Source organism: Pedobacter sp. (assembly GCF_035317785.1).
GTDB lineage: Bacteria > Bacteroidota > Bacteroidia > Sphingobacteriales > Sphingobacteriaceae > Pedobacter.
This window is the reverse complement of sequence record NZ_DATHGC010000166.1, coordinates 13690-27061: the sequence shown is the minus strand read 5'-3', so window position 1 is coordinate 27061 and position 13372 is coordinate 13690. Positions and strand designations below refer to the sequence as shown.

Here is a 13372-nt window from a genome sequence, read left to right as displayed (position 1 = left end):
CTGGCGGCATGGAAGGTGTGCAATAAAAACCCGCTTGGCTCAGCCGCAGGATATGGCTCTTCTTTTCCTTTGAACCGTACCATGACCACGGAGCTGCTGGGCTTTGAAAGACTGAATTATAATGTGGTTTATGCTCAAATGGGAAGGGGCAAAACAGAGCGGATACTGGGCCAGGCGATGTCGTCTGTCGCAGCGACACTGGCTAAGATGGCGATGGATGTGTGTTTGTTCATTAACCAGAATTTTGGCTTTATCAGTTTCCCTGATGAGCTGACGACAGGCTCAAGCATCATGCCGCACAAAAAGAATCCTGACGTGTTTGAGCTGATCCGCTCGCGCTGCAATAAGATCCAGGCATTGCCAAACGAGATCGCGATGATGATCACCAATCTGCCTTCGGGCTATCATCGTGACCTGCAATTGTTGAAAGAAAATCTTTTTCCGGCCATTACTTCTTTGAATGAGTGCCTGGAGATGACGACGTTTATGCTGCAGAACATTACGGTGAAGGAAGGTATTTTGAATGATAAGAAATACGCGTACTTGTTTAGTGTCGAGGTGGTAAATGATCTTGCGCTAAAAGGAACTCCATTTAGAGAGGCTTATAAGATTGTTGGCGAACGTATAGACAACGGTACTTTTGAGCCGGGCATTGCGGTGCACCATACCCATGAGGGAAGTATTGGCAATCTTTGTAATGCGGAGATCGAGGGCATGATGACAGAAGTGCTTTCTCAGTTTAAGTTCGAGAAAACGCATACGGCCATACAGAAGCTGCTGGCTTAGTCTTATTTAAACTCCGAAGTTTTGTGGAACCCGATATCAGGGTAATCCCGCATCGTCATATTGATCATGAACTCGTTATCCGCTAAATAAACCGGATTACCGTCCTTATCTTCACCAATGTGCTGCTGTTTTCTTTTGAGGAACTCTGCGAGCTTGGTTTTGTCTTTGGACGTCACCCAGTTTGAACGGGTATAGCTCAGCATCCTGAAGGCTGCTTTTGCTCCGTACTCGTGCTCTAAGCGAAAGGTAATCACTTCAAATTGAAGTTCGCCTACTGCGCCGACCACTTTCCTGTTGCCGGGCTGCATCACAAATAACTGCGCTACTCCTTCCTCGGTAAGCTGTTGTATGCCTTTTTCCAGCTGTTTGGTCTTTAACGGATCTCTGTTCTCCAGTTCCTTAAATATTTCCGGAGAGAAGCTGGGAATGCCTTTGAACTGGAGTTTTTCCCCTTCGGTCAGGGTGTCGCCGATCTTAAAGTTTCCGCTGTCATACAAACCAACAACGTCACCCGGCCAGGCTTCTTCTACGATGCTCTTTTCATTGGCCATAAAGTCCATCGGATTGGAAAACTTCAGTTTCTTGTCCTGACGGGTATGGTAATAAAATTTATTGCGTTCAAACTTGCCTGAGCAGATCCTTAAAAAGGCAATCCTGTCGCGGTGTTTAGGGTCAAGGTTGGCATGGATCTTAAACACGAAACCGGAAAAGTTCTTTTCTTCTGCGGCGACCTCGCGTTGTTCTGCTTCACGTCCTTTCGGGCTGGGCGCAATGTTGATAAAGGTGTCGAGGAGTTCCTTGATCCCGAAATTGTTGATCGCGCTGCCAAAGAATACAGGAGCAAGTAAACCTTCTCTGTACATGCTCTTATCCAGATCACCATATACGCCATGTACCAGTTCCAGATCGCCTTTCAGACCGTCCAGCTCCTTTGGTTTCAGGAAGCTGGTCAGATTGGCGTCGTTCAGGTCGCTTACTTCAATGACCGGTTCGCTGATCTTGGATTTGTCTGGCTCAAAGAGGTTCAGGTGTTTGTTGTAAATGCTATATACGCCTTTGAAGGTATGTCCCTGGCCGATTGGCCAGGACAGCGGGCAAAGACTGATACTGAGTTTGTTTTCTATTTCATCCAGGAGGTCAAATGCGTCTTTACCTTCACGATCCATTTTATTGATAAAAATGATCACGGGGGTATTTCGCATGCGACAGACCGACATGAGCTTTTCTGTCTGTTCCTCCACGCCTTTTACGCAGTCTACCACCAGGATCACACTGTCAACGGCAGAAAGGGTGCGGTAGGTATCCTCCGCAAAGTCTTTGTGTCCGGGAGTATCAAGGATGTTGATGCGTTTGCCACTGTATTCGAAACCCATTACGGAGGTTGCAACAGAGATCCCCCGTTGTTTCTCGATCTCCATAAAATCGGAAGTATTGCTCTGGTTAGCCTTGTTGCGCTTTACAGCTCCTGCAGTATTAATAGCGCCTCCAAAAAGCAGGAATTTTTCTGTTAATGTGGTTTTACCGGCATCGGGGTGACTGATAATGGCAAATGTTTTTCGTTTTTCTATTTCAGGGTGCATCATAAAGGCTGCAAATATAATGAAAAAACCGGCCTAATTATTAGACCGGTTTTTGTATGATGTTGAAGGCGGGCTTAACCCCTGCCGCCTCTGGATGATCTTCCGGAGCTTTCTCTTCCGCCGCCGGATGATCCGCGGTTGTCAGAACCGCTTGATCTTGGCTGCTCAACTCTTTGGGGCGGGGCCTGCTGAGTTCTTTCCTGGCGCTGAGGAGGTGCCTGCTGCGGCCTTTCCTGGCGCTGAGGAGGCGCTTCCTGGCGTTGTACAGGCTGAGGTCGCTCGACCCTTTGCGGTTGCTCCGCTCTTGAAGGCCGTTCTGTCCTTGGCGCTGTAGCCCGCTCAGGAGCCGCTGTTCTTTCCGGCCTGTCGGCAAATGCCCTGTTCTGGTCATTAGCGGTATTTTGCTGCTGGATTTCTCTGCCCCTGTCCCTGGTTACTCTTTCAGGATTTGAACGGTCCGGCCTGCTGCTTTCTGTCCTTGTGCCTTGATTTCCCGGGCTGCCCGCTTCATTTCCTCTTCCAGTTGCATTTCCCTGATTTTCACGGGATGGACGTGTATAAGTTCCCCTGTCGCCGGAACCGCTTCGATCAGGCCTTGCGGTTGCATAGCCTTCGCCTTTAATTGCGGTTCTTGGCGCCGCATTGGCATTGGACGAGCCTCTGCTTGGGCGTGGACTGTAAATCTCCACCTTACTTCCGCTGACCCCGGTTCTGCCTGGTCTGCTGGTCCTGTTGATACTGTATACATTTACATCACGGCCGGTATGGCGCCTGATATCGTCAGCCCTTGGGCCGCTATAATAGGTGTTCCTGTTTCTTACATATGTGTTGTTGATGATCGTCGTATTGTTGATGATCGTAATGTTCCTGCGGGAATAATAGCGTGGGAAACTGTCGTAATAGATGTTCCTTTGCGGTATAAAAACCCACCATAGAGACGGAATGTTGAAGTTGACATTGATGTTCATGCCTGGCCCCATAGGTGCCCAGCCATAATATCCGCCGCCGCTTCTCCAGCTTACCCATGCCGGTCCCCATTTGGTATCTGGCAGCCAGATCCATTGGTTGTAACGGTTGTAAACCCATCTTCCATAATGGAAAGGGGCCCATCCCCAGTCGTAATTGGATACCCAGGTATTTCCGTATTCGGTCATCGCCCAACGACCATTCGTATAATACGGCCTGAACTCGCCCTGGTCGACATCCGGCCGCCATACGTAGCCGTATTCCGGATCCTGTATCCAGGTTCCATAAGGAGACAGCTCGTCATAAAAGGACTGAAGGGAGATGTCTTCGTCTTGCGCCATCACCCGCTGTGTGGTTCCGGTTAAAAGGAGCAGGAGCCCCAATACAATAGCCGGTAATTTGATTAATTTTTTCATTTGTGTGTGTTTAAATTTACCTAACATTCTTTGTATATCAATTTGAGTTCCAAATCCACTCAAAAGTTTAATCTGTTTTTAAAATATTACATTAGCATTATGTCTTCCTGCATAATTTAATTGGCCTAAGTGTATGTATTACACATATATTGTTTTATAGAGCTAAGGTGCCTGGCAGGATGATTAGCTAAACTTTTAGCTAATGATGCAATAAAGGGCAGGATTCCATAATTATTTATAAATGAAAAGCCGATCTCCAGAAATAAATTTCTTCTTTTGTAAATAAATCAAAAATATGCAAACAGGTACGCTATTTCTCATCCCGGTTCCGCTGACTGAAAATGCAGCCAATAAATCTTTTACTGCTTATTTGGGCGACACGGTTAATGCGATCGGTACTTACATAGTAGAGAACGAAAAAACAGCAAGAAAATTTTTGAAGGAGGCTGGAATAAAAATCCCTCAGTCTGAACTGGTTATCCATGACTTTGGTAAACACAAGCGCGGCAATTCCCTGGTGCCCTTTTTTAAAGAGCTGATGACAGGCAAGGATGTGGGCTTAATGAGTGAAGCCGGCTGTCCGGGTGTCGCTGATCCCGGGGCCGAAATTGTAGCTGAGGCCCATAAGAGAGGCATTAAAGTGGTTCCCCTGGTAGGCCCAAGTTCTATTTTGCTGGCGTTAATGGCTTCCGGATTTAACGGACAAAGCTTTGTTTTTCACGGGTATCTTCCTATCGACAAAGCAGAGCGCGGCAAAAAGATCAAGGAACTGGAGCAGACTGCTCAAAAGAACAGCCAAACACAGTTGTTTATAGAAACTCCTTTCAGGAACAACCATTTGTTTGAGGATATTTTGAAGAATACACAGCTTCAGACCTTATTGTGTGTGGCCTGTAACATCACCGGAGCCGATGAATACATCAGAACAATGAGTATCGGGCAATGGCGGAAAGAAAGGGTTGACCTGCACAAGAAGCCGACGATATTCTTATTGTACAGAGAGGCTTAGCGGTACATGCCTTTGCTTTCTATAAAATCAAGAACCTTGTCCGGAACAAAATACCGGACATTTTTTCCTTCCTTGATGGCTTTTCTGATGAAGGTGGACGAAATGTCCATTTGAGGGGTTTCTGTAATGGTAATGGAAGGCTCCGCCTCCCACTCGCTTACATCAACACCCGGACGCGGATAGACATAGATCTCATAATTCTTCAGGAGCACCTCGTAATTCTTCCATTTTTTGAAGGAAGAGAGATTGTCTGCGCCCATGATGAGCACAAATTCCTTTTCCGGGTATTTCTCTTTTAAATAAGCAAGTGTATCCACCGTGTAGGATGGCTGGGGCAATCCAAATTCTATATCACTGACCTTAATGTGATCTGTGTCCTCTGTTGCAAGTTTAGCCATTTCAAGACGATCATACATATTGGCAAGGTTGGTTCTGTTCTTTAGCGGATTGTGCGGGGATACAACCAGCCAAACGTCTTTTAAACCGGTGAAACCGGCCATATAACTGGCAATGACCAGGTGCCCGGTATGGATGGGATTAAATGAGCCAAAAAACAATCCTGTTTTCATGATATCCGGCCGCTATTTACCTATAAATTCTCCTACCAGCTTTTCTGCCTCAGCGCAGGCTGTATTGAGGTCAAAGTTTTTGAGGATCACATCAAACTTATCGGCATAATTGAGCTCCTTCTCTGCCTTTATAAAGCGTTCCTGCAGCTTTTCTGCGCTGTCTGTTCCACGGCCGCTCAGTCTTTCCTTCAGCACCTCCAGCGATGGGGGCTGAACAAAGATAGCCAGTGCGTCCTCCTCATATTTACGCTTCAGGCGCAACCCGCCTTCTACATCAATGTCGAAGATCACATGCTTTCCGGCATTCCAGATGCGCTCTATTTCTGATCTCAGCGTGCCGTAAAAGGTGCCGTTATACACTTCTTCAAATTCAACAAACTCCTGCCGCGCCACGCGGTGAAGGAAATCTTCTTTTGAAATGAAATAATAATCCTTTTCATGCTGCTCATCACCGCGTGATTCACGTGTGGTCGCTGAGATAGAGAAACTAAGTGTAGGGAATTTTGTGAGCAGGTGCTTTACGATGGTCGTTTTACCCGCCCCGGAGGGTGCTGAAAATATAATGAGTTTGCCTTGTTTCATTTGTATGCTGTTGTCTTGTTCCCTGCAGGTTACAAAACATTTAATAGTTGTTCCTTGATCTTTTCCAATTCCTCTTTCATCCCGACAACCAATTGCTGGATCTGTGCGTCATTGGCCTTTGCGCCCATGGTATTGATCTCCCTGCCTATTTCCTGTGAGATAAAGCCCAGCTTCTTGCCATTCGCATCCTTGCTTTTCAATGTTTCGGTAAAATAGTCACAATGACTCTTCAGGCGTATTTTTTCTTCAGTAATGTCCAGTTTATCAATGTAATAGATCAGCTCCTGCTCAAGCCTGTTCTGGTCTACATTCACCTTTCCTATGTTCTCTTCCAGAAACTGGTTCAGCCTGGTTCTGATCTGTGGAATCCTGAGGGGCTCCAGAACTTCCACTTCCGAGAAGAACTGAAGAATATTTTTGATCCTCAACTCCAGGTCTGTTTTTAATACAGCGCCTTCTGAAAGGCGGAATTCATTGAAATTTTTTAAAGCTTTGGCAAATGTGGCATTTAAGATCTCCCAATCTTCCTCGTTTACTTCTTCATCCGAGTAACTGATCACTTCGGGAAAATTGAGTGCAGCCTGTAAAAGATTACTGGAGTTTGCGCCCAGGTTCAGGTTGATTTCTTCCAGTTGTTTGTAATATTTGCTCAGCAGGGCAGCGTTGATGGTCGCTCCCTTCAGGTTGTCTTCACCACGCTCAACATTGATAGATACGCTTACTTTTCCGCGCTCTATTTCTTTGCTGCAGACATTTCGCAGAAACAGTTCTTTGTCAGAGAAAGCCCTTGGCAATTTTAAGTTCAGCTCCAGGAACTTGCTGTTTAAAGATTTTAGCTCCACTGCGAACTTAATATTGTTATGATCAGTAGAGGCCAGGCCGTAGCCTGTCATTGATTTTATCATGTGCAAAGATATAATTTATTGTATTGTCCGGCCTATTTAACTTTTTTTAACTTAGCTGATTGGCAAACAATGGTTAAGTTTACAAAATATTTTACTACCGATGAAACCCTATTGTTTAAATATCATAGCATGTATGCTCCTTTTTCTGGGATCAACAGCGCCTGGTTTTGCCCAGCAGGGATTTATTCTGCGCGGTGTGATCAAGGAAAAAGAGAGCGGCAGCCGAATTGCAGAAGCTCAGGTCATGAATCAAAGGACAGGACTTTCGGTGTCCAGCAGCAGTCTGGGTCTTTTTCAAATCAGCGCGACACTTGGAGATACCATACTGGTGATGAAAAGCGGGTTTTCCGATTTCACGGCCGCAGTCAACACTTCAAAAGAAGACATGATCATTTTAATGGACCGTGACCGTACGCTTAAACAAGTTGACATCTTCGGGCAATCCAAAAAAAGTGAGCTGAACGACATCAAGCGGGACTTTAAGAATAAAGGTTCGTTTCACCAGGGAAAGCCACCATTTCTTTCCTTCCTCTTTACTCCGCTAACGGCTGTGTATGAGCTTTTTGGCCGGACACCAAAAAATGCCCGCAGGTTTGGCCGTTATTATGAAACCGAGATGGAGCAGACGCTGATAGACGGCCTGTTTAATGAATCGCTGATCCAAAGCAATAGTGATCTGAAAGGTGCAGAGCTGGAAAAATTTATGCTGGATTACCGGCCTGAGTATGAAAAGGCTAAGAACTGGACGCAATATGATGCCATTAAATACATCAGGGATTCCAGTAAGAAGTATACGGATACCTTGGGTAAAAAGTGATTTTTATTAGATAGAAAGAATTTCGCAAGCTTTTTCGGCAGCCAGTTTTTCCGCATTTTTCTTGTTGTAGTCCCGGCCTATACCGCAGCTTTCTCCGTCTACAAGTGCTTGTATGGTAAATAGTTTAGTGCTTTCGCCTTCTCCGTTCACCATCAGATCAAAAGAAATGTCCTTACCATGACGCTGGCACCATTCGATCAGTTTACTTTTAAAATTGGTCTCGGTCAGTTCCAGTGTATGGATGTCGATGTAAGGCTTAACGATCCTCTTCAGCAGAAAGTCTTTCGTAAAGTTGTAGCCCTTGTCAAGATATATGGCCCCGATTAATGCTTCAAAAGCATCACCAAGCATAGAATGGTGCTTGGTCTGAACATTTACTGTTTTCTGATCAAAGACAATGAGCTGATCAAAGCCCATTTTTCTGGCCAGCTGATTCAGATTGGCTCTGTTTACAATCTTTGACCGCATTTCGGTAAGAAAGCCTTCTTCTTTGTAAGGATAGCTTTTAAACAGAAGTTCTGCGATTACAGAGCCCAAAATAGCATCCCCGAGGAATTCAAGCCGCTCATTGCTGCTGCGACTCCCGTTTTTTAAGATTTTTGCCACTGACCTGTGTCTGAATGCCATCTTGTACAACACGGTATTCCCAGGTACAAAACCTAAAATATTGTTCAACTTTTTTATGAAGTCCTTATCGGATGAAAGATAAAGTTTGTATAGGTCAAATAATGGCATTCATTGAAGTTATTCTTCGTATTTTTTGAATATCACAGATGCATTGTGACCACCAAAGCCAAAAGTATTGCTTTGAGCGGCACGGATGGTTCTTTTTTGTGCCTTATTGAATGTGAAATTCAATTTTGGATCACAGTCAGGATCATCAGTAAAGTGATTGATAGTTGGAGGGACAATGTCATTTTTAACCGCAAGGATGGAAGCAATGGCCTCAATAGCCCCCGCAGCACCTAACAAATGTCCGGTCATAGATTTTGTAGAACTAATGTTCAGGTTGTAGGCGTCTTCGCCAAACAGGTCTACTATCGCCCTGCTCTCTGAAATGTCTCCAAGCGGCGTAGAAGTACCATGAACATTGATGTAGTCGATGTCTGAAGTTTTCATTCCGGCATCATTTAATGCATTGGTCATTACCATTCTCGCGCCCAGTCCCTGAGGATGAGGTGCGGTGATATGATTCGCATCGGCACTCATCCCGCCGCCGACAAGTTCGGCATAGATCTTTGCACCTCTTTTTTTAGCATGTTCCAGTTCTTCAAGGATGATCGTGCCTGCGCCTTCACCGGCAACAAAACCATCACGGTCTTTGTCAAACGGTCTGGAGGCTGTTTTCGGGTCATCGTTTCTTGTAGAAAGGGCATGCATGGCATTAAAGCCGCCAATGCCTGCTTCGTTTATAATTGCTTCAGAACCTCCGCTGATGATCACGTCACACATATTCAGACGAATATAATTATAAGCGTCGATCATCGCATTGGTAGAGGAAGCACAAGCAGAAACTGTGGCAAAATTTGGTCCGCGTAACCCATATTTTATGGAAATATGGCCCGGAACAATGTCAATGATTACCTTAGGAATAAAGAAGGGATTGATCCGTGGCGTACCGTCGCCCAAAAAAAACGCCTTCATTTCATCCTGAAAAGTTTTAAAACCGCCAATACCTGAGCCCCAGATTACGCCTATACGGTTGGTGTCTAATTGACTAAAATCAAAATTACCATCCTTTACGGCCTCCTCTGTAGAAACTAAAGCATATTGAACAAATGGATCTAATTTGCGTGCTTCCTTTCTATCCAGGTAGTCCTCCGGATTAAAATTTTTAAGCTCGCATGCAAATTTGGTCTTGAACTTTGAGGTGTCAAAACCTGTAATAGGGCCGGCTCCGCTCACACCGTTCAGCAAACCTTCCCAGAACTCCGGGATGGTATTTCCAATCGGAGTGAGCGCACCCAACCCAGTAACTACTACTCTTTTTAATTCCATTTATACGGATTATACGGAGACCGTATTTTACTTAACGTTTTTCTCTAAGTAAGCAATTGCTTGACCAACTGTACCAATGGTCTCAGCCTGATCATCAGGGATTGCTACATTGAATTCCTTTTCGAACTCCATAATAAGTTCTACTGTATCCAAAGAATCAGCACCCAAGTCGTTCGTGAAAGAAGCTTCCGGGGTAACTTCGCTTTCATCCACACCTAATTTTTCAACGATAATAGCCTTAACTCTTGAAGCAATATCAGACATAATGTTATAATTTAATGGTTAAATAATTCAGTGCAAAGAAAAATAAAATTCCCGCACTTTTCAAATGTTTTTATTGGTCTATCAATTTTAATGTTTTTATTTCGAACATTAAAGTAAATTTAGTTTTATAATTTCGTATTCCCGTTAATACCTGTGTTTTGAACAAAACTTATTTAAAGCTATCCCTGGATCTTGATTTTGTATTAATCGCCATTACCGCATCAATGAAGGATTACATGCTGTGCCATAAGATCAATACCAGCCTGAACTTCAACTTTGAAAAGGTTGAGGATCACGAGGTTTACTTTAATATAGACGAAGAACCACTGACTTTTTCAAAGTACTTTTTTTTTGTTGAACAGGGCGAAATCGAATATTATATCCTTAACAACCGGAATGCCGAAGGGTTTTTAATCCCGGAAATGAACAAGGTTGATTTTTTTATGATCATCCATCAGTATATCGATAATGAAGACCTAAATTTTATTCTTACGGGATTAAATAAACTCTCTGATATTCAGGTTGCTGCACAGATAAATCCGGCCAAGCTCAGGTCCAATCAGAATTTGATAATGTAATTTTTATATTGAAGGTGTATTAAATACACTATATTTGAATTTACTTTATCAGACAAAAAATAATAATAATCAGGTTAACACCGGCTTTTTGGATAAAAATCAGAGGTGTTTAATCAATAATAAACTTTAAGTAACCAAATGAAACCATTTCATTCCAGAACAAAAATTGTAGCCACGTTAGGTCCTGCATCAGCCAAACCAGAAGTATTGTACAGTATGTTTAACGCCGGACTAGACGTTTGCCGTTTAAATTTCTCTCACGGTTCCCAGGCAGATCATCAGGCAGTATTGGATACTATTCGCGACATCAATCAAAAATATAATTATAATGTGGGTATCCTTGCCGATTTACAGGGTCCTAAGATCAGGATTGGTATGGTTAAAGATGGTGGAATTCACCTGGTTAACGGTGCAAGAACCATCATTACTACTCAAAAATGCGTTGGTGATGAGGAGCGGATCTACATCACTTACGAAGCTTTTCCAAAAGATGTAAAACCCAATGAAATTATCCTTTTGGACGATGGCAAACTGCAAATGCGGGTCATTGAAACCAATCTTAAGGATGAAGTGCTTTGCGAAGTTGTGCATGGCGGCATCCTTACCTCCAGAAAAGGGGTAAACCTTCCAAACACAAAAGTTTCCATTCCTTCTCTTACGCTGGAAGACCGTGACAATCTCGAATTTGTTCTCGCAAACGATGTAGACTGGATCGGACTTTCCTTCGTGCGTAACGCAGCTGATATTATAGAGTTAAAGGATATTATCAAAGCGAGAGGCAAATCAGCAAGGGTGATCGCCAAAATTGAAAAACCTGAAGCAATTGCCAATATCGACGAAATCATTGCTGTCTCAGACGGTATTATGGTTGCCCGCGGGGATCTTGGGGTTGAAATGCCAATGGAAGAAGTTCCGTTGCTGCAAAAAATGATTGTTCAAAAATGCAGAGCGGCTTCTAAACCGGTAATTGTTGCGACTCAGATGCTGGAAAGCATGATCACTACACCAAGGCCAACACGTGCTGAGGTGAATGATGTGGCAAATTCTGTACTGGACGGGGCCGATGCAGTAATGCTTAGCGGAGAAACCTCTGTGGGAGAGTTTCCGCTGATCGTGATCGAGACCATGCAAAAAATCATTCAAAATATTGAACACAATAATTATCCGTTCCATCCTGAGAAATTCCTGAAATCAAAAGCAGACAGTTTCCTGAGCGATGCGGTTTGTGACTCTGCGTGTACTTTATCCAAACAAACGGGTGCTGTCGGTATTGTTTCCATGACCGTCAGCGGTTATACTGCATTTGAGATTTCAAGCCACAGGCCACAGGCGCTAACTTATATTTTCACCAGCAACAGATCACTGCTAAATGCATTAAGTCTTGTATGGGGAGTTCAGGGCTTTTACTACGATAAGTTTGAAAGTACTGATGAGACCATTCAGGACGTAAATGACCTGCTCAAAGCTGAGAAACTGGTAAAAAAAGGAGATGTGATTATCAATACCGCTGCTGTTCCTATGGAAGCAAAAGGTAAGACCAATATGCTAAAAGTTACTGTTATCGATTAATTTTCTGCAGCATTCAAAAATTTTTCTACTTTTGCAATCCGTAAAAAGGAGAGGTGTCCGAGTGGTTGAAGGAGCACGCCTGGAAAGTGTGTATACCTCAAAAGGGTATCGAGGGTTCGAATCCCTCTCTCTCCGCATCAGGAGAATGATTTCTCAAACGCATAGGGTTGTTCGATTTCGGGCAACCCTATTTTGTTTAAGTACAACGCACGATATATATTCATTTCCCTGTTTCGTTAATTCTGGTATGCCTTTCATCAAGTCACCCATGTAAAGTTTCTGTTCGATCACCATTTTTGGATCATAATTCATTCCTAATATTTAAAACAACGATTATGATAACTTTTGAAAACCAATTGGTACAACCGATCGAACTTCTCCAAAAAATAGTTAGTAAAGGAGGTCCGGAGCCACATGAGTATGATCTGCTTATGAAGATGGCGGATTACCTCAGTAAAGAATATGAATCAGGAAACATTTCCGAACTGGACCTGCAGCTCATGCGAAACAGTTTTGGTGAAGAGTGTCTTAAAGCCACGCTTCATGGTCACTCCATTGCAAAGCCTTATGGTTATGCCGGAGACTTTATGATTATTGACAAGTTTTATAGAAAACACGTGACAACGGACGAGCGCTTTGAAAAATGGGATAAATTCTGGCAAAGTTGTGCCGCGACCCGTGCAGTACGTAACAGGAAAACCTATTTTATCAATACACTCACAAACCTGCTTAAAGGAAAACCACAACTTGAGCTGCTAAATGTGGCCAGCGGTCCTGCCAGAGACCTGGCAGATTTATATTCCGGAATAAATGCAGGGCAGCTAAACACCTTATGCATAGAAGCAGACCATCGTGCTATTGCCTATGCAAGGGAGTTGAACAAAGCATATCGTGAAGAAATTAGCTTCGTAGAGAAGAATATATTCCGGTACGAAACGAACAAAAAATTTGATGTGGTCTGGAGTGCAGGATTATTCGATTATTTTAATGACAGTGTTTTCGTAAAAATTGTCAGAAGATTTGTCAGCTGGACTAAACCGGGCGGCGAAATTATTATTGGCAATTTTAGCGAGTGCAATTCTTCGCGGGCCTTTATGGAGCTTTTCGGCAATTGGTATTTGCATCACCGCTCCGAAGAACAACTTACTCAACTCGCGGTACAAGCAGGTATAGAGGAAAAGAACATTAAGGTTGAAAGGGAGCCTGAAGGCATTAATTTATTCCTGCACATACTTGTGTCATAGCGCTGTTATCAATTCGGCCAAATCCTTATCTTTGAGTGTATAACATCCTTGCTTTGACCATTTGCAGTAGGAAAGGACGCCGGTAAATA

The 13372-nt window shown here is 43.7% G+C and carries 14 protein-coding genes and 1 tRNA gene; 7 read left to right on the top strand and 8 right to left on the bottom strand.

Features of this window, described 5'->3' with window-relative positions; all coding sequences use genetic code 11:
* Positions 1 to 786 (top strand): lyase family protein (locus VK541_RS10240; protein ID WP_324369670.1); only part of this gene is annotated, 786 nt, incomplete at its 5' end.
* Positions 787 to 788: 2 nt separating this feature from the next.
* Here the strand turns inward: VK541_RS10240 and VK541_RS10235 are convergent.
* Positions 789 to 2369, bottom strand: a complete 1581-nt coding sequence (locus VK541_RS10235; protein ID WP_324369668.1) for a peptide chain release factor 3 — start codon at positions 2367 to 2369, stop codon at positions 789 to 791.
* Positions 2370 to 2440: 71 nt separating this feature from the next.
* The gene (locus VK541_RS10230) at positions 2441 to 3748 is read right to left on the bottom strand and encodes a DUF6600 domain-containing protein (RefSeq protein ID WP_324369666.1); all 1308 of its coding nucleotides are present in this window, start codon (positions 3746 to 3748) and stop codon (positions 2441 to 2443) included.
* Positions 3749 to 4043: 295 nt separating this feature from the next.
* Between VK541_RS10230 and VK541_RS10225 the strand changes: the two genes are divergently transcribed.
* A complete protein-coding gene (locus VK541_RS10225; protein ID WP_324369665.1) occupies positions 4044 to 4757 on the top strand; it encodes an SAM-dependent methyltransferase in 714 nt (237 codons plus the stop codon).
* Here VK541_RS10225 and nadD read toward each other — a convergent pair.
* From nadD to VK541_RS10210, 3 genes are read right to left on the bottom strand one after another with little or no spacing between them, the layout of a single operon-like run.
* A complete protein-coding gene (nadD, locus tag VK541_RS10220; RefSeq protein WP_324369663.1) occupies positions 4754 to 5326 on the bottom strand; it encodes a nicotinate (nicotinamide) nucleotide adenylyltransferase in 573 nt (190 codons plus the stop codon). The genes VK541_RS10225 and nadD overlap by 4 nt on opposite strands.
* Before the next feature lie 12 nt (positions 5327 to 5338).
* On the bottom strand, positions 5339 to 5908 hold the full coding sequence (gmk, locus tag VK541_RS10215; protein ID WP_324369661.1) for a guanylate kinase: 570 nt from the start codon (positions 5906 to 5908) through the stop codon (positions 5339 to 5341).
* Between the two features lie 29 nt (positions 5909 to 5937).
* Positions 5938 to 6801: a YicC/YloC family endoribonuclease gene (locus VK541_RS10210; protein WP_324369672.1), complete on the bottom strand. Its 864-nt coding sequence runs from the start codon at positions 6799 to 6801 to the stop codon at positions 5938 to 5940.
* A 145-nt stretch (positions 6802 to 6946) separates the two neighbouring features.
* Between VK541_RS10210 and VK541_RS10205 the strand changes: the two genes are divergently transcribed.
* Positions 6947 to 7630 carry a hypothetical protein gene (locus VK541_RS10205; protein ID WP_324369659.1) on the top strand — a complete coding sequence of 228 codons (684 nt, stop codon included), beginning with the start codon at positions 6947 to 6949 and terminating at the stop codon, positions 7628 to 7630.
* Between the two features lie 6 nt (positions 7631 to 7636).
* On the opposite strand, the gene rnc is transcribed toward VK541_RS10205, so the two are convergent.
* Genes rnc through VK541_RS10190 form a run of 3 tightly spaced genes read right to left on the bottom strand, consistent with a single transcriptional unit; the run spans position 7637 to position 9892 of the window.
* Entirely contained in the window at positions 7637 to 8365 is a 729-nt protein-coding gene (gene rnc / locus VK541_RS10200) for a ribonuclease III (protein WP_285060517.1), read from the bottom strand.
* A gap of 9 nt (positions 8366 to 8374) precedes the next feature.
* Entirely contained in the window at positions 8375 to 9628 is a 1254-nt protein-coding gene (fabF, locus tag VK541_RS10195) for a beta-ketoacyl-ACP synthase II (protein WP_324369655.1), read from the bottom strand.
* 27 nt (positions 9629 to 9655) lie between these two features.
* Positions 9656 to 9892 carry an acyl carrier protein gene (locus VK541_RS10190; RefSeq protein WP_008508386.1) on the bottom strand — a complete coding sequence of 79 codons (237 nt, stop codon included), beginning with the start codon at positions 9890 to 9892 and terminating at the stop codon, positions 9656 to 9658.
* 158 nt (positions 9893 to 10050) lie between these two features.
* On the opposite strand from VK541_RS10190, the gene VK541_RS10185 reads away from it, so the two are divergent.
* The 4 genes from VK541_RS10185 to VK541_RS10170 all read left to right on the top strand — a co-directional run bounded on the left by VK541_RS10185 (position 10051) and on the right by VK541_RS10170 (position 13283).
* Positions 10051 to 10470, top strand: coding sequence for an IPExxxVDY family protein (locus VK541_RS10185; protein ID WP_324369592.1), 420 nt, complete (start codon positions 10051 to 10053; stop codon positions 10468 to 10470).
* A 138-nt stretch (positions 10471 to 10608) separates the two neighbouring features.
* Positions 10609 to 12039: a pyruvate kinase gene (pyk, locus tag VK541_RS10180; protein WP_324369590.1), complete on the top strand. Its 1431-nt coding sequence runs from the start codon at positions 10609 to 10611 to the stop codon at positions 12037 to 12039.
* A gap of 47 nt (positions 12040 to 12086) precedes the next feature.
* Positions 12087 to 12174, top strand: a tRNA-Ser gene (locus VK541_RS10175).
* A 200-nt stretch (positions 12175 to 12374) separates the two neighbouring features.
* The gene (locus tag VK541_RS10170; protein ID WP_324369588.1) at positions 12375 to 13283 is read left to right on the top strand and encodes a class I SAM-dependent methyltransferase; all 909 of its coding nucleotides are present in this window, start codon (positions 12375 to 12377) and stop codon (positions 13281 to 13283) included.
* Positions 13284 to 13372: the final 89 nt, after the last annotated feature.